Origin of the sequence: Collinsella sp. AF02-46-1 (genome assembly GCF_003465825.1) — a bacterium.
In the GTDB taxonomy this organism is placed as follows: Bacteria; Actinomycetota; Coriobacteriia; order Coriobacteriales; family Coriobacteriaceae; genus Collinsella.
In genome coordinates this window covers 1-18,585 of sequence record NZ_QSBV01000015.1, presented here as the reverse complement: position 1 = coordinate 18,585, position 18,585 = coordinate 1, and the positions used below count along the sequence as shown (strand labels likewise).

At 61.8% G+C, this 18,585-nt stretch carries 20 protein-coding genes and 2 tRNA genes; all 22 read left to right on the top strand.

Annotated features, from left to right (window positions below; all coding sequences use genetic code 11):
* Window positions 1-364: 364 nt before the first annotated feature.
* The gene (gene rsgA, locus DWV20_RS07270) at window positions 365-1,318 is read left to right on the top strand and encodes a ribosome small subunit-dependent GTPase A (RefSeq protein WP_199581802.1); all 954 of its coding nucleotides are present in this window, start codon (window positions 365-367) and stop codon (window positions 1,316-1,318) included.
* Between the two features lie 252 nt (window positions 1,319-1,570).
* Entirely contained in the window at window positions 1,571-2,230 is a 660-nt protein-coding gene (gene cpaB / locus DWV20_RS07265) for a Flp pilus assembly protein CpaB (RefSeq protein ID WP_233503148.1), read from the top strand.
* Complete coding sequence (locus tag DWV20_RS07260; RefSeq protein WP_117876680.1) at window positions 2,230-3,879, top strand: P-loop NTPase; 1,650 nt, start codon at window positions 2,230-2,232, stop codon at window positions 3,877-3,879. The genes cpaB and DWV20_RS07260 overlap by 1 nt, the downstream gene beginning before the upstream one ends.
* Window positions 3,876-5,204 (top strand): CpaF family protein, encoded by a 1,329-nt coding sequence (locus DWV20_RS07255; RefSeq protein ID WP_006235095.1) that lies wholly within the window; start codon window positions 3,876-3,878, stop codon window positions 5,202-5,204. Before DWV20_RS07260 ends, DWV20_RS07255 begins: the two co-directional genes overlap by 4 nt.
* Window positions 5,177-6,103: a type II secretion system F family protein gene (locus tag DWV20_RS07250; RefSeq protein WP_117776651.1), complete on the top strand. Its 927-nt coding sequence runs from the start codon at window positions 5,177-5,179 to the stop codon at window positions 6,101-6,103. Before DWV20_RS07255 ends, DWV20_RS07250 begins: the two co-directional genes overlap by 28 nt.
* The gene (locus tag DWV20_RS07245; RefSeq protein ID WP_117759583.1) at window positions 6,100-6,741 is read left to right on the top strand and encodes a type II secretion system F family protein; all 642 of its coding nucleotides are present in this window, start codon (window positions 6,100-6,102) and stop codon (window positions 6,739-6,741) included. The genes DWV20_RS07250 and DWV20_RS07245 overlap by 4 nt, the downstream gene beginning before the upstream one ends.
* 10 nt (window positions 6,742-6,751) lie before the next feature.
* Window positions 6,752-6,985, top strand: a complete 234-nt coding sequence (locus DWV20_RS07240) for a hypothetical protein (protein ID WP_117583818.1) — start codon at window positions 6,752-6,754, stop codon at window positions 6,983-6,985.
* Window positions 6,949-7,512 (top strand): hypothetical protein, encoded by a 564-nt coding sequence (locus tag DWV20_RS07235; protein ID WP_147336391.1) that lies wholly within the window; start codon window positions 6,949-6,951, stop codon window positions 7,510-7,512. Before DWV20_RS07240 ends, DWV20_RS07235 begins: the two co-directional genes overlap by 37 nt.
* Window position 7,513: 1 nt before the next feature.
* Window positions 7,514-7,732 (top strand): hypothetical protein, encoded by a 219-nt coding sequence (locus DWV20_RS09900; protein ID WP_158566348.1) that lies wholly within the window; start codon window positions 7,514-7,516, stop codon window positions 7,730-7,732.
* Window positions 7,707-8,204 carry a TadE/TadG family type IV pilus assembly protein gene (locus DWV20_RS07230; protein ID WP_233505636.1) on the top strand — a complete coding sequence of 166 codons (498 nt, stop codon included), beginning with the start codon at window positions 7,707-7,709 and terminating at the stop codon, window positions 8,202-8,204. Before DWV20_RS09900 ends, DWV20_RS07230 begins: the two co-directional genes overlap by 26 nt.
* A gap of 64 nt (window positions 8,205-8,268) precedes the next feature.
* Entirely contained in the window at window positions 8,269-10,329 is a 2,061-nt protein-coding gene (locus DWV20_RS07225; protein WP_118256687.1) for a hypothetical protein, read from the top strand.
* Window positions 10,329-10,805: a TadE/TadG family type IV pilus assembly protein gene (locus DWV20_RS07220; protein WP_117759589.1), complete on the top strand. Its 477-nt coding sequence runs from the start codon at window positions 10,329-10,331 to the stop codon at window positions 10,803-10,805. Before DWV20_RS07225 ends, DWV20_RS07220 begins: the two co-directional genes overlap by 1 nt.
* Complete coding sequence (locus tag DWV20_RS07215) at window positions 10,802-11,161, top strand: DUF192 domain-containing protein (RefSeq protein ID WP_233539795.1); 360 nt, start codon at window positions 10,802-10,804, stop codon at window positions 11,159-11,161. Before DWV20_RS07220 ends, DWV20_RS07215 begins: the two co-directional genes overlap by 4 nt.
* A 58-nt stretch (window positions 11,162-11,219) precedes the next feature.
* Window positions 11,220-11,486 (top strand): hypothetical protein, encoded by a 267-nt coding sequence (locus tag DWV20_RS07210; protein ID WP_117736226.1) that lies wholly within the window; start codon window positions 11,220-11,222, stop codon window positions 11,484-11,486.
* Entirely contained in the window at window positions 11,486-11,770 is a 285-nt protein-coding gene (locus DWV20_RS07205; RefSeq protein WP_035137167.1) for a ribbon-helix-helix domain-containing protein, read from the top strand. The genes DWV20_RS07210 and DWV20_RS07205 overlap by 1 nt, the downstream gene beginning before the upstream one ends.
* A gap of 123 nt (window positions 11,771-11,893) precedes the next feature.
* Window positions 11,894-11,966, top strand: a tRNA-Phe gene (locus DWV20_RS07200).
* A gap of 482 nt (window positions 11,967-12,448) precedes the next feature.
* Window positions 12,449-13,510 (top strand): glycoside hydrolase family 5 protein, encoded by a 1,062-nt coding sequence (locus tag DWV20_RS07195; protein WP_118256686.1) that lies wholly within the window; start codon window positions 12,449-12,451, stop codon window positions 13,508-13,510.
* Between the two features lie 6 nt (window positions 13,511-13,516).
* Window positions 13,517-14,395 carry a 16S rRNA (cytidine(1402)-2'-O)-methyltransferase gene (gene rsmI / locus DWV20_RS07190; RefSeq protein WP_118256685.1) on the top strand — a complete coding sequence of 293 codons (879 nt, stop codon included), beginning with the start codon at window positions 13,517-13,519 and terminating at the stop codon, window positions 14,393-14,395.
* Window positions 14,396-14,464: 69 nt separating this feature from the next.
* The gene (metG, locus tag DWV20_RS07185; RefSeq protein ID WP_118256684.1) at window positions 14,465-16,066 is read left to right on the top strand and encodes a methionine--tRNA ligase; all 1,602 of its coding nucleotides are present in this window, start codon (window positions 14,465-14,467) and stop codon (window positions 16,064-16,066) included.
* 107 nt (window positions 16,067-16,173) lie between these two features.
* Window positions 16,174-17,034, top strand: a complete 861-nt coding sequence (gene rsmA / locus DWV20_RS07180) for a 16S rRNA (adenine(1518)-N(6)/adenine(1519)-N(6))-dimethyltransferase RsmA (RefSeq protein WP_118256683.1) — start codon at window positions 16,174-16,176, stop codon at window positions 17,032-17,034.
* Window positions 17,024-17,941 carry a TatD family hydrolase gene (locus tag DWV20_RS07175; protein WP_118256682.1) on the top strand — a complete coding sequence of 306 codons (918 nt, stop codon included), beginning with the start codon at window positions 17,024-17,026 and terminating at the stop codon, window positions 17,939-17,941. Before rsmA ends, DWV20_RS07175 begins: the two co-directional genes overlap by 11 nt.
* A gap of 43 nt (window positions 17,942-17,984) precedes the next feature.
* Window positions 17,985-18,071 (top strand) — tRNA-Leu (locus DWV20_RS07170).
* Window positions 18,072-18,585: the final 514 nt, after the last annotated feature.

Here is an 18,585-nt window from a genome sequence, read left to right as displayed (position 1 = left end):
GGGCGGGCCTTCGGATAACCTCTCGGGACCATTGGCTGAGGGAAAGTTTGTGAGCTGGTCGGGCTTTGCCCGGCCAGCTCTTTTTGATTTAAAATACCTGCTCAGTTGTGTGGTTTTGTGCTGGGAGGCATCTGTGGGCAAGGCTAAGGCTAAAGCGAAGAAAAAGACGACGGGGGCGCGGGCTAAGCGCGATCGTCGTCGGAAGCTCGCGACCGAACCCCCTGCATCTGCTGAGGAGTTGCTGGCGAGTGTACAGGGGCTTGACGCGCTGCAGGATGTTCCGGCGTTTGATGACCTGCCGGTCGATGAAGCTCAGCAGGCTGCCTTTGATGATTTCTGCGCACATGCCGAGGAGCCCGAGCAGATGCAACTTGGCGCCGTGGTGCGCTTGGATCGTGGGTTTCCGCTGGTGGCGACTGCCGACGATACCTTCCGCGCCGAGCATGCCGTGGGATTTGCCAAGTCGCGCGGTGGGGACGAGGTCCTGCTGCCTGCCGTGGGCGATCGTGTGGCGGTGCGCCGCGCTCCCGGGCACGATATGGGCGTGATTGAATGCGTGCTGCCGCGCCGTACGAGCTTTGAGCGTTGGCGCGGCCGTGCCCGCGGAGAGCGCCAGGTGCTCTGCTCCAACGTGGATAGCGTGCTAATCGTGCAGGCGCTCGGTGCCGGTGAGGTGCTGCTCGACCGCGTGGCGCGCTCGCTGGTGTTGGCGCTCGACTGCGATGCCGAGCCGGTGGTGGTACTCACCAAAGCTGATCGCTGCGATGCCGAGGAGCTCGAGCGCGATCTGGACCGCGCGCGCCGCCTGGTGGGTCCGGACGTGCGTGTGATCGTGACGTCCTCTGCCGAGGGCCGCGGCCTGGACGAGGTCCGTGCCTGCGTGCCTGCCGGGAGCTGCGCCATGATTCTGGGCGAGTCGGGTGCCGGCAAGTCGACGCTGCTCAATGCACTGCTGGGCCACGATACGTTGGCGACCGGCGGTGTGCGCGAACGCGACGACCAGGGCCGTCACACTACCGTCGCGCGCGTGATGGTGGCGCTGCCGGGCGACGCCGGCGTGATCGCCGATGCCCCGGGTCTGCGCAGTTTGCCGCTCGTGGGTCACGAGCGGGGTCTGGCACGCGCCTTTCCCGAGATTGTCGAGGCATCGCGCGCGTGCCGGTTTGGCGATTGCACACATACCCATGAGCCGGGCTGCGCCGTTCGCGAGGCCGAGGACGCCGGGCAGATCGACAGCCTGCGTCTGGAAACGTTCCAAAGCCTGGCGTCATCCATGCGCGTGAGCGCTCAATTGCTCGATCCCGATGTTCATCTGTAATTGATTTTTCCTATGACAGCCGTCTCCCAACTGTTCGGGAGACGGCTTTTTTGCTGCGGAAAAGCCTCGAAACATGCAGTTTGCTGACGTGCTGACCAAAACCTTGCCACGAGCTTGACGGGCTGGTCAGCTTTTGGTCAGCGATTGGTTTGACATCGAAAACCAAGATTGCGATTGCGCCGCTTTGCACTCTGGCCGCCCAGACAATGGTGGTACGGGCATTCGCCCGGCACTGCCATGAGAGGAGCGGCCGTGAACAAGAGCAAGCGCATCGCCATCAGTCTGGTCGCGGGCGTGCTCGCTGCTCTGCTCTGCATGGTTTACGGCTCGTCGATCCGCTCGCAAGCCGAACAGGTCCAGGCTGAGACCTTGGCCAAGTACGGTGGCGATCGCGTCGAGGTATGCGTCGCGGCGCGCGATATCGATGTGGGTGAGACCCTCGATGAGACCAATGTCATAACCCAGGAATGGCTGACGAGTCTGCTGCCGCGTGACGCGGCGACCGAGCTGCGCCAGGTGCGCGGCGACGTGACGACTTCGCGTATTCCCAAAAACGCCGTGATCTGCAATGTCTACACCAAGGCCGAGAGCCGCAAGCTCGAGGTGCCTAAGGGCAAGGTTGCCGTTTCGGTGGCGGTCGATGCCGAGCACTCGGTCGGCGGTGCCACGGGCGTGGGCAGCTACGTGGACGTGTACGTGCAAAAGGACGGCGTGACCGATCGGCTGTGCGGCGCGCACGTGATCGATACCAGTGAGGATTCCGGTGCCACGCGCGAGGGCAAGATCGAATGGGTGACGCTGGCGGCTGACCCCGAAGACGTCAAGGAACTGCTGGGAGCCTCGGGCAAGGGAACGGTCAGCTTGACGATTCCCGCCACGGCGCGCGGCAAAAAGAGCGGAGGCGACGAGTGATGAAGGCGATCTGGCTTGCGTGCTGCGCGTGCGGCGATTACGGGCTGTTGCAGCGGGAAGTCGAGGGCCGTGATGCGGGTGCACAGGTGCTTCGCGTGGGTGACCTGGACGGGCTGGTTTCCATGGCGCGGGCGTTTCCGTCGCGCCGCGGGGCTGCCATCATCGCGGCGTCTCTGTTTGATACCGAAGATGTGCGCAAGACTGTTGCGCGCCTGACGGCCGAAGGCCGCGTGAGTCGCGTGGTCGTGTTGATAGAAGCGCTCGATCCGTCGGATATCGAGGGGCTGTTTCGCGCGGGGGCGACCGAGGTCATCGCTGCACACAGTATATGCGGCAACGGGCGCGCGGGCGAGGGAGCGGTTGATTCCGATCGGCGCATGACGATTGAGCCCGATGCTTTTGTTGATAGGGAACCCGGGGCGCCTCGCGCTACAAGAGGCCCGCGTGTTGATGATTATGGAAAAGCGGAAGCCGAGCATGGTCGGCGCCCCCGGAACCCCCTTGTATGCGATGACGCTGGAGGGCCGGCGCAGCATGCTGGCGACTCCCCGGCTGTAGATATGGGATACGTGCACGGCGTGAATCTGGTGGATGAACTCGACGAAGTTGAGGGCTTTGCCGGGTGCGGCGAGTTGTCGCTGATGCAGCATGAGCAGATTGCGCAGAACGAGCCTGCCTCGCAGACCGAACAAGCAGCCATGCCGGCTTGGACGCAGCACGTGGTTGCGGCGGGGGAGACGGGGACGCTGTCACCGACGTCCGCCCCGCCGCCTCCGATGCCGCCGGCAGACGCTACCGCTCCGCCGCATCGAGCTCCAGTCATCTGCGCTATTTCGGGTTCGGGCGGTTGCGGCAAGTCGACGATCGTTGCCACCATGGCACACACATCGTCGCTGTTGGGCTTGCGTGCCGCCGTGCTCGACCTGGACCTGATGTTTGGAAACCTTTACGACTTGTTAGGCGTCGATGCTCCGCGCGATATGGCGGCACTTATCGAGCCGTCGGCGGCGGGCACGCTCACCGAGCCGGATATCGTAGCCACATCGATGCGCGTGGCGCCGGGCGTTACGCTCTGGGGTCCCGTCGCGGCGCCCGAGCAAGCTGAGCTCATGGCGCGTCCGGTGGAGCTACTGCTTGATGTTCTGCGTCGCGAATCCGACGTGGTCTTTATCGATACCTCGGTCTTTTGGGGCGACGCCGTGGCGGCTGCGGTGGCGGCGAGCGACCGTTGCCTGGTCGTTGGCGATGCGGCGGTGTCGTCCGCGACATCGGCGTCGCGCGTCATCGAACTGGCAGGTCGAGTAGGTGTGCCGCGCACGCGCATGAGCGCCGTGTTCAACCGGTTCGGTGCGCGCGGGGCAGACGAGGACGTCGCCATGCGCTTTGAGATTGCCTGTGCGTTGAGCTCCAAGATTCGTATCGCCGATGGCGGGCAGGATCTCGCCGCGCTCATGGCGTTTGGACGCGCTGACGAGGCGGTGGGGCAGACCAGTGCTTTTGCGACTAGCATGCGCGAGGCCACGCGCGAGATGCTCGTGGAACTGGGGTGCGCCGTCGGCCCTTGGGGCGATATGGTCGCCGACCGTGCAACGCGTACCGAACGCCCGCGTATCCGCCTTCCCTGGTTGCGCGAGGGTGATCAGCGATGAGCCTGCAAACGAGGATTAAGGCTGCCGGCGCTGCAGCGGCGGCAGCGCCTGTAGATGCGGGGCGTCGCCGCGCGGTGAAACGACGCACCAAGCGCGCCGTGATGGACCGCATGGGTTACGACGAAGTGGCGCGTATCAGCGCCTATATCGACCCGGCACTTGCCCGCTCGGAATTGCGTCCTGCGGTGGAGGCGGCGCTCAATGTTGAGGAGCCGACCGATCTCGCGACGCCCGAGCGCGAAACCATCATCGACGAGATTTTGGATGACGTGGTGGGCTTGGGGCCGTTGCAGCCGCTCATCGAGGACGACACCGTTACCGAGATCATGATCAACGGCTGCCGCTCGGCTTTCTTTGAACGCGGCGGCGTCTTGTACCCCATCGAGCATGCGTTTGAGGATGATGAGCAGATCCGTGTGCTTATCGACCGCATCATCTCGCCACTTGGCCGCCGTATCGACGAGCGCAGCCCCATCGTCAACGCCCGCCTCAAAACGGGCTATCGCGTCAACGCGGTGATTCCGCCTGTGGCGATTGACGGACCGATTCTCACCATCCGAAAGTTCTCGGACCGTATCTGCTCGCTGGACGAGCTTGTGGGGCTGGGGTCGCTGCCGCTTTGGTATGCGCAGCTGCTGTCGTGCGCGGTGTCGCTGCGACAGGACCTGGCGGTTGCGGGAGGCACGGGATCTGGTAAGACCACCCTGCTCAACGCGTTGTCATGTGAGATTTCCACCGGCGAGCGCATCGTGACGATCGAGGACTCTGCCGAGCTCAAGTTTGCGCATCATCCGCACGTGGTGCGCCTAGAGGCGCGCGAGGCTTCAATTGAGGGCGAGGGCGCGGTGACGATCCGCGACCTGGTAACTAATGCCCTGCGCATGCGCCCCGACCGCATCGTGGTGGGCGAGGTGCGCGGTGCCGAGTGCTGCGACATGTTGCAGGCCATGAACACGGGCCACGACGGGTCGCTCACCACACTTCATGCGGGTTCAGAACAGGAGACCGTGGTGCGTCTGACGTTGCTTGCACGTTATGGCATCGACCTGCCGAGTGAGCTCATCGAGGAGCAGATTGCCATGGCGCTCGACGGTATCGTGATGTCCGAGCGCCACGCCGATGGCAGGCGCTTCGTCTCCTCGTATTCGGGGGTGCGACGCGCCGCATCGGGCGGCGTAGAGCTCGAGCGCTATGTGACGTTCGATGCCGCCGAGCGCACCTGGACGCTTGACCGCGAGCCGCCGTTTATCGCAGAAGGCCTGCGGTCGGGGACGCTCACACAAGAGGAGGTGGACGAATGGAGATCGCTGTGCCCCTCGTCGTAGGGGGCTTGGCAGGGCTTTCTGTCGCGACGGCGTGCGGGGCGGAACCTCGTGTGCCGCAGGTACCGCCGGCGGAGCTGGCACGTCAGGCGCTCGAGACGGTGGCAGAGAAGCTGCCGCGTGAGCTGGTGAAAAACGATCTGCTGAAAAAGATCGCCCGTTCGTGGGCATCGCTGGCTCCGGCGCATCGCCTTGGCCTCGTGATCGAGGATGCTTCGGGATGTTTGGCGTTTCTGCTGCTATCGAGCGGTGTCTGCTGCGTTTTACTAACGATGGTGTCGTTATCGCCCCTCGGATTTGCCTTGGGACTTGTTGCTCCGTTTGCCGTTGGTGCCGCTCGGGATGGCTTTGAGAGCCGGCGCGAGCAACACGATGCAGAAGAGGCAATGCCCGAGGCGTTTACCGCACTTTCCATGTCGCTTGCCTCGGGACATTCGCTGGCCCAGGGCATGCGCTTTGTGGGCGCTCATGCGCAAGAGCCAGTGCATAACGAGTTTTTGCGGGTGGCGGCGGCGATCGATTGCGGCATCTCGGCGACCGACGCGCTCGATGACTTGCTCGTGCGTATCGACGCCCCCGGTCTTTCGCTTGTGACCTTGGCGCTTAAGGTGTCTCAGCGCACCGGCGCTCCGCTTGCCGACTTACTGTCCGAGGCGTCGAGCATGGTGGGGGAGCGCATTGAGCTCAAGCGCCGCCTGGATGTTAAGACGTCGCAGGCTCGCATGTCTGCGCATATGGTCGCGGCGATGCCGGCGGGCATGTGCGCGGTGTTGGCGCTGCTTTCGGCAGATTTTCGTCGCGGTCTTGCGACGCCTGCCGGCGCGGGCGCTGTGGTGCTGGGTCTTGCCCTCAACGCCGTTGCCCTGGTGGTTATCCGGCGCATTATGCGGGTGGAGCTATGAGCGCCTCGGTTGCAGTTGCGGCTTGCCTGTGCGCCCTGAGTGTATTTGTCGCGACGGGTTTTGATCGGGCGGATGCACGCAAGATCGCAGGGGCCTGCAAGCGCGAGGCGGTGCTGGTCGCTGCCGCTGGTCGCTCGGTGGTCGATGCTCTGACCGCGCGAGTGAAGGGCGCGGTTGGAGCGGGCGGCCCGGCGCGAGTGTCGCTCGGCGAAGTGTCCGAGATGATCGATGTTGTGCGCTTGGGTCTTTCGGCCGGTCTTTCGTTTGATGCGGCGCTTGAGATTTTCTGCGCCAACCGCCGGTCAGTGCTGGCTCTTCGCCTTGAGCGCGCCTGCATGGCGTGGCAGGTGGGCGTGGGCACGCGTGAGGACGAGTTGTTGGCCGCCGCGCGCGATCTGGACGTGCGAGCGCTCGAGACCTTTGCCATCACGGTGGGGCAGGCGCTCGCCCTGGGTGCCCCACTTGCCGAGACGCTGGCCGCTCAAAGTCGCGAGATCCGTGCGGCTCATCGCGCCGCGGTCGAGCGCGAGATCGAGCGTGCGCCCGTCAAGCTGTTGATTCCCACCGGCACGCTCATCTTGCCGGCGTTGCTTCTGTCCATATTGGGCCCGCTGCTGGGAGCAGGCGGGATGATGTAGGGAGGAATACATGAACACGATGGTCGAAGTTGCTGACAAGGCTTGGAGCTGGGCTTTTTGCCGGGCGATTCACACTCGCCAGCATGCCAAGGAGCTGTTGCAGGAGGAGAGCGCGCAGGGTACCACCGAGTACGCCATTTTAGTGGGCGTACTTGTGGTGATCGCGATTATTGCCATCGTTGCATTTAAAGGCAAGGTTAAAGAGCTATGGGATGCGATCAGCGAGGGCATCAACAGCCTGTAGAGGGCGAGCGCCCCATCGGGGTGCTGCTGGTGTTTGCTTGCCTGACCGTGGCGATAGCGGTGGTGCTTTGGGGGCTTAACGCCGCGCGGCAGCAGCGTCCTGGGACCGCCTCCGATTTGGGCTCAGATTCGGCGGTGGCGTCTCAAAAAGATGAGATGCGAGATGCGGACGATTCGGATGTCGCTGTCACGGCGCAAACCTTTCTGCGGGCGCTCGACAAGCGGTCTGGCACTGCGACGGATTCGCCTGAGGGCAACGCGATTGCGGTCCGGCTTGCATGGTCCGAGGACCGACCGATGACCGAAGCGGCAGCGGATATGCTGCGTGCCTATCGCGAGGTACCCACGGCACAACTTGCTCTGAGCGGCTATCTCGATATCAAGGGCAACGTGTGGGGCGCTATCGTGCGCGACGGACGCGGCTGGGTCGATATGGTGACGGTTGCCGCGGATACTGGCGATGCTTCGTGTCGTCTGCGCGCCGTGCGCCTGAGCCCGCAGGCAACGGACTCAAAGGAGGGATCGTGAAATGCATGATGTCCTGCGTGAGGAATCTGCCCAGGCGACGGTCGAATACGCCATCGTCACGGTGGCGCTGTTATCGATCGTGCTGGCGATTGCGGGGCTTTGGCGTGCTGGCACCGATGGGCGCTTGGCGGCGCTGGTCGAGCGGGCGGCGTCTCACGGCGTCACCTCGACATCGGTTGTCGACGCTGCTGTGGGTGCTGAGGACATCGCGCTGTATTGATATCGCGCGCGAGGACCGGGCGCAGTCTACGGTCGAGGCCGCTTTTTTGCTGCCGACGTTTCTGACGCTCATCCTTCTCGCACTGCAACCGGCGTGTCTGCTCTATACGCGCGCGGTCATGGAGTCTGCCGCCGCCGAGACCGCGCGGCTCATGACCACGACGACGGCGGAGGACGACGATCTTAAGGAGTTCACCCGCCGCCGACTTGCCGCAGTGCCCAACGTTTCGATCTTTCATGCCGGCGGGCCGTTGTCGTGGGATATCGAGCTTGGCCGGGTCGGTGCGGGTGGCGCCTCGTCCGTGTCCGTTTCCGGCGAGGTCAAGCCGTTGCCTGTGATCGGTGCGTTTGCGCAGGCTATGGGTGGTACCGCCGAGGGCGGCTACGTTGAGCTCAAGGTCGATGTCTCGTATCAATCGCGTCCCGAATGGCTGGAGGGAGATTATGATTCGTGGATTGCTGCATGGGATTAAGCGTTTCTGGTCTAGACGCGTTTTGACGCACCGTCCGAGCTGCCATCGCAAGCGAGGCGGCTTTATGGGTCGAGCCGGTGTCGATCTGTTTATCGAAGACGGCGCCTATACCACGCTTTCTTCTGCCGTGGTCATCCTAGTGGTGCTCACATTGTTGTTTTCGTCGACCGCGGCGATATGGAGCATGTCGCGTGCCGGGGACACCCAGGTGGCGGCCGATAGCGGCGCGCTGGCGGGTGCCAACGTAGTGTCGTCCTATCACACGGCTGCCACGGTGGTTGATGCGAGTATCTTGAGTCTGGGGCTGGCGGGGTTTGCCACGATCGGGACGGGCCTGGTCGCCATCCTCATCCCGGGTGCCGAGCCGGTTGCCGGCAATATGGTCGACACCGGGATCGAGATCATTAAAACGCGCAACAAGTTTGCCAAAAGCGCATCGGAAGGCTTACAGAAAATCGAGACGGCTCTGCCGTATCTGATCGCCGCGCGTGCCACGCAGGCGGTGTCGGCGCAGGATACCGATAGTGTGACCTATACCGGTACGGCGCTTGCCGTGCCCAGGACATCCGAGTCGGACTTTGCTGCGCTCAAAGGGTCAGAGATCTCGACCGATACCATTAAAGACACATCAGATGATTTAGAGCGTGCGGCCGAGGAGCTGCGGAAGGCCTCGGAGGAGACGGCGAAGGCAAAGGAGCGCGCTTGGCTGGCGGATTGTGGTGGGTCTGACAAGGGCTCGGTCGGCAGCTGTTCTTGCATGTGGGAGCGTGCGAAAAGCCTAACGGATCTCTCCGGTGTTCAAAATCCGCATTACTCATCGAGCGTTACGTGGGAGACCCAAGTTGCCCTTGATCGCGCGAAGGACTACTACCATTGGCGTCTGACAAATGAGAAGCCCCGCGGCTCGAGTGTCGAGATGAAGGCAGAGTCTGCGGCGCGTAAGGCGTTTTATACCTATGCGAACGCGGAGGTCGATCGGGCATATATAACCGAGAACGGAGACAGGGTTTCCTCCTATATTCCGCTGCTGCCGCGCAACTCTGATGAGGTTCGGGCGACGGAACTCTATACCGATGCGGTGTGGCCGACTAGCGTAAACGATGACAAGGCGTATCTGCATTACGGGACGACCTGCCCCAACTATAAGAAAGGGACGCCGAGCGGATTTGCTTCGGTTGCCGATTACGATGGACAGGATAAATGCAGCAAATGCCATTTTGGCGTTTTGTCGCTTGGTGCTGTTGCGGCGCCTTCAACCTCTATCGAAAACGGCTTCGAGTATCACTTTGACAAGTTTAAAGACGCCCTGGAGGACTACGTCGACTGTCGCAACAAGGAGCTCGAGCTCGAGCGTCAGACCGAGGACGAAGCCGACCGTGCGGGCAATGCGTTCGATACCGCCATCAAAGAACTTTCCGGTGAGCGTCCGCGTATCGCTCCGCCCGGTCGCAACGGCGTGGTTGCCTTTGCGGTTTCGGGTGCCATCTCGAGCCCCGATGAGCTCAACTCTTCGTTTAACACGGCAGTCAGGCTTGGCGATCGCGGTGCCATCTCTGCCGCGGTGCTGGCGCCCGATGGGGCGACGGCGCAAAACAACGTGCTTTCGCGATTTTTCTCGACATTGAAGGAACGCTCGGGTGGCGTTGCCGGCGTACTCGATGGCGTCATGGATGTCTGGGGACGGCTGCTTGTGGGATACGGAGACATCCAAGGTTCGGCCGACGAACTTATGGACGAGATGATTAAAGGCCTAGGAGGGGGCAGCGGCGCGTTGGGCTCCATCGCATCGTGGCTCGGCGATACCGTTTCGGCGTCCGTGGCGGCGTTGGGTCTGGAGCCGTGCGACTTGCGCCTGCGAAAGCCGGTGCTGACCGATTCCGCCAACGTCATTAAGAGTCCGGGGTCTGACATTGCTGGTTTCTCTCAAGCGCAAGACAAGCTGCGAAGTATTCCGTTGGGCGTGACCGATCCCAAGGCGCTTTGCGAGGCGTTGGAATATCAAGTCGAACGCACCATTAGCGGCACGGTGTTCACGCTTGCGGAGATTCCTCTGCCCGGCGGCGGCTCCATCCCGCTCACCGTCGATGTCGCCACGCTGGTTGGCGCTCTGGGCGGTGGGTCGTAATGAGTATCCGCATGCGTCTGCGCGAGGAGCGCGCCCAAGCGACGGTGGAGATGGCAGTGGTTACGCCCGTTTTGCTGGTGCTGGCACTCATCGTGTACAACGTCATGATCTTTGCCAGCGCTGTCGCGCGCTTCGACCGCGTGGTGCCCGACATCGTGTTGGCGCACGCCGTGGCGTCGGAGGGGGAGGGCGACGAAAGCTCTGCCGATGCCTCGGCGACGGTTCAGACTCAAATTCTGAATGCCATGGAAGGCTATGGCTTGCAGATCGAAGTGTCGAGCGAGCAAGGCGCGGAGGCATCGGATGGTGGCCTGCTCTCCCTATCCGGTACGTTTAGGACCTACACCTGCACCATGCACTATGAGCCGTGGCCGACTTCTCTCAGCATCGCTGGCGTTACGCTGGGGGCGCCGACAACGTTGTCGCACGAGCGCGCGGTGACGGTCGATCCATGGCGTCCGGGGGTGGTCATGTGACCGCGGTCTCGTCCTACATCGCGTACGCGCGGGCGCTCAACAGGCTGGGTTGGACGCCGGCCGAGTTTGCGGTGGCGGAGTCGTTTGCCGTGCGCCTGCGCGGCATGCTGGGACGGTGTCCGGTTGCCGCCAACGGTCTGCCGCTCGTCATGGCATTTCCACGCTGCTCTTCGGTCCATACGTGTTTTATGGCCTATCCCATCGATATCGCCTTCATCGATCGCGACGGCAATATCCTCGCGCGCTACGAAAGCGTTCGTCCTTGGCGCACGTGCTCCTGCCCCGGCGCCTGGGCCGTACTAGAGCGTCCTTCAATCATTGTTTCGATCCCTGCTCTCCAACGCGTGCCGGCTTAAGAATTGGCGACAGCGGACTTTCGTCATACGAAATTGGGTAAGATGGAGGAGAAGATGCATGGATGTTGAGATCCATCCCAACGCTAAAAAGCACCTGACGGAAAAGCAGGTGCTTAGCGCTTGGCTTGCGGTTACTGAGTGCATTCGTCGCGAGTCGAAGGACGAGCCGCCGAGATGGCTTGCGATTGGATGGCTCCCAGACGGACGAAGCGTGGAGCTTGTCGCGGTCGAGCTTGTCCGTGGGTGGCTTATCATTCATGCCTTGTCTCCAGTCCAGAAGAAATTTTGGCAGGAGATTGAACAGGCTCGGCAAAGGGGTCGATGATGGGCAAGACGTATACGGCCGCTAATGGTCAGGTTGTAACGGATGAAATGATTGACGCGTGGTGCGAGTCGTACGAGCGCGGAGAGTTTCCGGATGGCGAACACACCGTTGGTGGGATCGTGCATGGACGGCCCCCACTCTCAGGTGAGGGGACGGCAACGCTGTCGGTCAAGATTCCTCTGGGAATGAAGGAGGCCATTCGTCGACGGGCGGCTGCCGAGGGGATGACGCCAAGTGAGTTTGCCCGTGCGGCTCTGAGCGAAAAACTTCTTGCTGCCGGCTGATGCCTCTGACGTGCCGATTTATAGAACCGAGGCTGTGCTCAAAAACTTTTTTAAAATTCTCGGTTGACCGGAACGCGTCCTTGGTTATACTAATCAAGCCTTGAAACAAGGCACACCTCAAATGGCTGGGTAGCTCAGTTGGTAGAGCAGAGGACTGAAAATCCTCGTGTCAGGGGTTCGATTCCCTTCCCCGCCACCTTGAATTGACTAGGACCTCTGCAAAGGGGTCCTTTTCTTTTATGCAGCCCCCACATGGAATCGAACCCCGTGAGGGCGCGGAGCTGAGTAAACGCGTAAGCGTTTGCCAGCGCAGCTCGCAAGGCGCGTAAGCGCCGCAGCGGTCCGTCCGCGCAGCGCGCGGACGCGTTTCCCTTCCCCGCCACCTTGAATTGACTAGGACCTCTGCAAAGGGGTCCTTTTCTTTTATGTAGGGTTCTGCGGAAAATGCGCCCCATTATTGAGCGATAGAACGGGACATGCTTTCCGGTGCCTGCCTTTGGCGCGCGTACACACCTCGTCGCACCATTCCGAGCCCGCCCGCCCCAGACATTCCTCCCACTTTCGCGTCACTTTGCAGACCGTTCGGTCGCCTGTCCGCACACGCGGGTATACTCAAAACGATACTTATCCTATGCAATACGATGCGGGTTCGACCTGCATGATCCGAAGGGGGCAGTGATGGAGAGGATACTCGGCGTTAATCTCTCTGGCTGGTTTATTCCCGAGCCTTGGGTGACCCCGTCGCTGTACGCGGCGACCGGTGCATCCAACGCGGCCGAGCTACAGGAGGCCATGGGTACCGCCGCCTATAACGAGCGCATGCGCCGCCATTACGAGACGTTTGTGAGCGAGGACGATTTTCGTCGCATGGCGCAGATCGGTCTCAATGCCGTGCGTCTACCGGTGCCCTGGTATGCCTTTGGTTCGCAGGAGTCCGATGCGTCCTACATCTCGGTTGTCGACTACATTGACCGTGCAATTGAGTGGGCTGCCAAGTACGACATCCGCGTGCTGCTCGATCTGGCAACCGTGCCCGGTGGCCAGGGCGATTCCAACGATTCGCCCGCCACGCCGGAGGCTGTTGCCGAGTGGCATTCGTCCACTAACGGCCGCCATGTCGCACTCGACGTGCTCGAGCGCTTGGCCGATCGCTATGGCGAGGCCGAGAGCCTGCTGGGCATTGAGCTGCTGGACACGCCGCAGATGAGCGTTCGCAAGAGCCTCTTCACCATGACGGATGGCATTCCTGCTCACTACCTGCGCAATTTCTATCGCGATGCCTACGAGCTCGTCCGTTCGTATATGCCCGAGGATAAGATCGTCGTCTTCTCGTCGTCGGGGCATCCCAGCGAGTGGAAGCATTTTATGCGCGGCGCCAAGTACAAGAACGTCTACATGGACCTTCACCTGTACCATTACCGCGACGAGCATGCGCTCGACATCACGAGCCCCCGCGGGCTGACGACGGCGATTTCGCGTAACAAGCGCGAGCTTAAAGAAGCGATTTCGACTGGGTTCCCCGTGCTGGTGGGCGAATGGTCGGGTGCGGCGATCTTTGCCAACTCGTCGGTTACGCCCGAGGGCCGCAATGCCTACGAGCGCGTGTTTATCGCCAACCAGCTGGCTTCGTTTGCGCCGGCTGCCGGTTGGTTCTTCCAAACGTGGAAGACCGAGAAGCGCATTGCAGCATGGGACGCTCGCGCGGCGCTCGGTACGCTCGAACGCGGCATGATTGAATAGGTTGATATGACGCAAAACAGCGCCCACACGGGCAAACTCTATGTGGTCGGTACGCCCATCGGTAACCTGGGCGACCTGTCCCCGCGCGTTGGCGAGGCGTTTGCCGCCGCCGATGCCATTTGCTGCGAAGACACGCGTGTGACGTCAAAGCTGCTGATGCACCTGGGAATTTCCAAGCCGCTTGTCCGTTGCGACGAGAATGTGATCGCCAGCCGCGCCGCCGGCCTGGTCGACCGTCTGCTGGCGGGGGAGACCCTCGCCTTTGCCTCGGACGCCGGCATGCCGAGCGTGTCCGATCCCGGCCAGGCGCTGGTCGAGACGGCACGTGAGGCCGATGTGCCCGTCGAAGTTATCCCCGGGCCCTCTGCTTGCGTCACGGCGCTCGTTTCGTCCGGCATTCCCTGTGAGCATTTTTTCTTCGAGGGCTTTTTGGGCCGAAAGCACGGCGACCGCGTGCGTCGTTTGCAGCGCCTTGCCGTGGTGCCCGGCGCACTCATCTTCTACGAGTCTCCACATCGCATCGTGGCGACGCTCGAGGCCGTGGCGGAGGTCTTTCCCCAGCGTGAGGTTGCCGTCTGCCGCGAACTCACCAAGCTGCACGAGGAGGTCTTGCGCGGGCCCGCCGCCCAGCTCGCCGAAGAGCTGCGTGCTCGCGGCGAGGTAAAGGGCGAGATTGCGCTGGTCATCGCGCCGCCGAGCGAGGACGAGGAGGCCGGCATCGTGCCGGTTGGCGCCGCGGCAGCGGATCCCGATGAGGCCCTGCGCGAGGATATCCGCGCCGCACTCGAGGAGGGGGAGCCCGCCTCTGCGGTGGCCAAGCGCCTGTCTCAGAAGTATTCGCGCCGCAAGCGCGATGTCTATGCCATGGTGCTCGATATGCAATAGATGGAGGATATCCAGCCCTTGCGCTAGAATCATCCCCTGTATGCAACGTTTTTCTGGAGGACAAACCCCATGGATCAAAGCAAGCCTTCGTTCTTTATCACGACGCCCATCTACTACGTCAACGCCGATCCGCACCTGGGCACGGCTTATTCCACCATCATCGCCGACGTTCAGGCTCGCTATCGCCGCTCCGCCGGCTATAACGTCAAGTTCCTGACCGGCATGGACGAGCACGGCGAGAAGGTCGCCGAGGCCGCAGCCAAGCATGGTATGACGCCGCAGGAGTGGACCGACAGCCAGGCCCCGCACTTCAAGGAGCTTTGGAGCAAGCTCGAGATTTCCAACGACGACTTCATCCGCACCACCGAGCCGCGCCAGCATCATGCCGTGCAGTACCTGTGGGAGCGCATGAAGGAGTCCGGTTACCTGTATAAGGGCAGCTACGACGGCTGGTATTGCGTGCCTGACGAGACCTACTTCACCGATACGCAGGTCCAGAAGGGCGACGAGGAGTACGGCAGCGTCGGCCAGCACCTGTGCCCCGACTGCCACCGTCCGCTTGAGCGCGTGCAGGAGGAGTCCTACTTCTTTAAGCTTTCCGCCTTCCAGGACAAGCTGCTCAAGCTCTATGACGAGCACCCCGACTTTGTCGAGCCTGCGTTCCGCATGAACGAGGTACGTAGCTTTGTCGAGGGCGGTCTTAACGACCTTTCCGTGAGCCGCACGAGCTTTGACTGGGGCATTCAGGTCCCGTTTGACGAGGGCCACGTGACCTACGTGTGGTTCGATGCGCTGCTCAACTATATGACGGCCGTCGGTTACGGTGTCGACACCGACGAGGCGCGTGCCGAGCTGGCCTATCGCTGGCCCGCGCAGTTCCACATCGTGGGTAAGGACATCATCCGCTTCCACTGCGTCATTTGGCCCGCCATGCTTATGGCCATCGGCGAGGCCCTGCCCGAGCACGTCTTTGCCCACGGTTTCCTGACCGTGCGCAATGCCGAGACCGGCAAGGCCGAGAAGATGTCCAAGAGCCGCGGCAATGCCATCGCTCCGCAGGACGTTATCGACATGCTGGGCGTCGAGGGCTATCGCTACTACTTTATGACCGATGTCGTCCCCGGCACCGACGGTGCCATCAGCTTCGATCGCATGGAGCAGGTCTACAACGCCGACCTGGCCAACAGCTGGGGCAATCTGATCTCGCGTTCGCTCAACATGAGCGGCAAGTACTTTGACGGTTGCGCGCCCGCCAAGCCCGCATCGTTCGATGCGTTTGACAACCCGCTGGCAAAGATCGCCGACGGTCTGGTCGAGCGCTACATGGCCAAGATGGACGTGCTCGATTACGGTGGAGCCAAGGACGAGGCCATGGAGCTCATCCACGCCGCCAACCACTACATCGAGGACTCCGAGCCTTGGGCGCTTGCCAAGGACGAGACCAAGGCTGACGAGCTGGCATTTGTGATCTACAACCTGCTCGAGGCCATCCGCATTGCCGCTCACCTGCTGATGCCGCTCATGCCCCAGACCTCTGCCGAGGCCCTGCGCCGCCTGTCCTGCGAGGACGAGGCCGCGAGCGACGACCTCAAGGGCATTTGTGCTTGGGGCCTGCTTGCTGGTGGTCAGCCTGTCGAGAAGGGCGAGCCGCTGTTCCCGCGTCTGGGCTAAGACGCCGCGCGCCATATCGGCAATTTGCTGTTTAGATGTAAGGGCATGGCCGCAACGGTCCATGCCCTTTTGTTTCAAGACGCCGCCACCATGCTAAGGAGGCAACTATGACAACTTCGCCTTTGGCAAACCCCACGGCAACAAGGGAACTGCTGGAGGAGTTTGGCCTTGCGACCAAGCATCGCCTGGGCCAGAACTTCCTGATCGACAACCATGTAATTGAGCGCATTTGCGAGCTTTCCGAGCTCACGGGCGATGAGCGCGTGCTCGAGGTTGGCCCGGGCGTTGGTACGCTCACGCTCGCGCTGCTGCAGGAGGCGGCGTGCGTCACGTCGATCGAGGCCGACCCCGAGCTCGAGCCGGTGCTCGATGCCCACGCCGCCGACTACGCCAACTTCCGCTTTATCATGGGCGACGCGCTCAGGGTGACGCCGGGACAGATTGAGCAGGCTGCGGGCGGTAAGCCGACGGTATTTGTCGCGAACCTGCCCTATAACGTGGCGGCGACGATCATCCTGCAGTTCTTCCAGACGATGCCAGCGCTCAAGCGCGCCGTCGTCATGGTTCAAAAGGAGGTTGCCGATCGCATTGCCGCAGTGCCGGGTAACAAGACCTATGGCGGCTATACGGCAAAGCTCGGCCTGTATGCGCAGGTGACGGGTCGTTTTGAGGTGCCGCCGCGCTGCTTTATGCCGGCGCCGCACGTGGACTCGGCCGTCGTGCGTATCGACCGTGTTGACGGCGTGGTGCCCGAAGGACTCGATCGCGAGTTTGTTGCCCGTGTGATTGATGCTGCATTTGCTCAGCGTCGCAAGACCATCCGCAACTCCATGAGTGCCAACGGCTTTGCCAAGGACGTGCTCGACGCCGCCTTTGAGGCTTGCGGTATCGCACCCACTACGCGCGCCGAGACGCTCGATGTTGCCGACTTTGTCCGTCTGGCCCAGGAGCTCATCCATGACGCCTAATGCCGAACGCGTGACGTTTACCAAGAAAAAGAAAACGGTTGCGTGTCCGGAGCCGCTGGCGCCGCTTGCCGATACGCATGCACACCTGCTCTCGTTTTGGGGCAAGGAGGTGCCCGAGACGCTCGTGCGCGCCAAGGCGGCGGGCGTCGACCTGTTGGTGACGGTCTTCGATCCCATTGCCGACAAACGAAGTGTGACGGACTATAACGACTGGCTGACGCACGAGATCCTGCCGATGCAGGATATTCCACAGATCAAGTATCTTGCCGGCGTGCACCCCTATGGCGCGCCGGATTATACCGACGACATTCACGCGCAGGTTGTGGCTGCGCTCGACGATCCGTTGTGTGTTGGCATCGGCGAAATTGGTCTGGACTACCACATGGACTATGACGACGATGTCGCGCCGGCGCCTCATGACGTGCAGATTGACTGCATGGCGCGTCAGCTCGAAGTTGCCGTGCGTCGCAACGTGCCAGTGGAGCTGCATCTGCGCCACGAGGACTCGGATGGGGAGCGTACCTCGCATATGGATGCGTACAACGTGCTGCGCGAGGTGGGTGTGCCTCAGGCCGGTTGCGTGCTGCACTGCTTTGGCGAGGATCGAGCCACGATGGGGCGCTTTGTGGATTTGGGCTGCTATATCGCCTATGGTGGCGCGGCCACCTTTAAGCGTAACGATGGCGTGCGCGAGGCATTCGCGGCAACCCCGCTCGATCGCATTTTGTTCGAGACGGATTGCCCGTATATGGCGCCGGAGCCCATTCGTGGTCTTGAGTGCGAGCCGGCAATGATTTCCATCACGGCAAACACGCTGGTCAACGACCGTGTCGATCGTACCGGCGAGGATGCTGAGGCAATCGCGCGAGCAGCTTGGGAAAATGCCTGCAAACTTTTTCAAAAATAGTTCTTGCGTTCGCGGTGGTGCTCCGTTATTCTAATTCCTGCACGCGGGCGTGGCGGAATTGGCAGACGCGTACGGTTCAGGTCCGTATGGGGGCAACCCCATGAAGGTTCAAGTCCTTTCGCCCGCACCATTGATTGAAAGAGCTCCCAGCAATGGGGGCTTTTTTGCTATGTGCCCATCGCAGGGACTTGAACCTGTGAAGGAGCGAGCGTCAAGAAAACGCGGAGCGTTTTTAGCGAGCTGGCGAGTCCGCCGGCAGGCGGGCGAAGCCGGTGCGGATCCGCGAAGCGGATACGCGGACGTCCTTTCGCCCGCACCATTGATTGAAAGAGCTCCCAGCAATGGGAGCTCTTTTGTTATGGGCCGTTTTTGGCAGATTTGACCTATCGATTTCGCGCGGTAGATGCCCCTGTGGTCAAAAAGTGGCAAATATGAGTACTGGCACGAAAATAGAGACATTTGACGGAGCCATTTTTGCTCATTTTACGCAACAGATGTACGCTAATTAAGCTCAATCTTGAGACGAAATGAAGTAATTTCGATAGACTTCGGGTTCAAAGAGGCGATTTTGACCCAAATACGCTGTTACTAAACTGGTAACAGGGTGGCGCGCGCAGACGTGGTGTAAGAGCGTCCCGAGGTCC

Excerpts from the sequence above, each read along its gene's own strand:
- DWV20_RS07175 (WP_118256682.1), top strand. The coding sequence starts at position 17,024 with ATGACGCCTAATGCCGAACGCGTGACGTTTACCAAGAAAAAGAAAACG.
- rsgA (WP_199581802.1), top strand. The coding sequence starts at position 365 with ATGCAACTTGGCGCCGTGGTGCGCTTGGATCGTGGGTTTCCGCTGGTG.
- DWV20_RS07225 (WP_118256687.1), top strand. The coding sequence starts at position 8,269 with ATGGGTCGAGCCGGTGTCGATCTGTTTATCGAAGACGGCGCCTATACC.
- DWV20_RS07245 (WP_117759583.1), top strand. The coding sequence starts at position 6,100 with ATGAGCGCCTCGGTTGCAGTTGCGGCTTGCCTGTGCGCCCTGAGTGTA.
- DWV20_RS09900 (WP_158566348.1), top strand. The coding sequence starts at position 7,514 with ATGCATGATGTCCTGCGTGAGGAATCTGCCCAGGCGACGGTCGAATAC.
- DWV20_RS07240 (WP_117583818.1), top strand. The coding sequence starts at position 6,752 with ATGAACACGATGGTCGAAGTTGCTGACAAGGCTTGGAGCTGGGCTTTT.
- DWV20_RS07205 (WP_035137167.1), top strand. The coding sequence starts at position 11,486 with ATGGGCAAGACGTATACGGCCGCTAATGGTCAGGTTGTAACGGATGAA.
- rsmI (WP_118256685.1), top strand. The coding sequence starts at position 13,517 with ATGACGCAAAACAGCGCCCACACGGGCAAACTCTATGTGGTCGGTACG.
- rsmA (WP_118256683.1), top strand. The coding sequence starts at position 16,174 with ATGACAACTTCGCCTTTGGCAAACCCCACGGCAACAAGGGAACTGCTG.
- DWV20_RS07210 (WP_117736226.1), top strand. The coding sequence starts at position 11,220 with ATGGATGTTGAGATCCATCCCAACGCTAAAAAGCACCTGACGGAAAAG.
- DWV20_RS07250 (WP_117776651.1), top strand. The coding sequence starts at position 5,177 with ATGGAGATCGCTGTGCCCCTCGTCGTAGGGGGCTTGGCAGGGCTTTCT.
- DWV20_RS07255 (WP_006235095.1), top strand. The coding sequence starts at position 3,876 with ATGAGCCTGCAAACGAGGATTAAGGCTGCCGGCGCTGCAGCGGCGGCA.
- DWV20_RS07260 (WP_117876680.1), top strand. The coding sequence starts at position 2,230 with ATGAAGGCGATCTGGCTTGCGTGCTGCGCGTGCGGCGATTACGGGCTG.
- metG (WP_118256684.1), top strand. The coding sequence starts at position 14,465 with ATGGATCAAAGCAAGCCTTCGTTCTTTATCACGACGCCCATCTACTAC.
- DWV20_RS07220 (WP_117759589.1), top strand. The coding sequence starts at position 10,329 with ATGAGTATCCGCATGCGTCTGCGCGAGGAGCGCGCCCAAGCGACGGTG.
- DWV20_RS07235 (WP_147336391.1), top strand. The coding sequence starts at position 6,949 with ATGGGATGCGATCAGCGAGGGCATCAACAGCCTGTAGAGGGCGAGCGC.
- DWV20_RS07195 (WP_118256686.1), top strand. The coding sequence starts at position 12,449 with ATGGAGAGGATACTCGGCGTTAATCTCTCTGGCTGGTTTATTCCCGAG.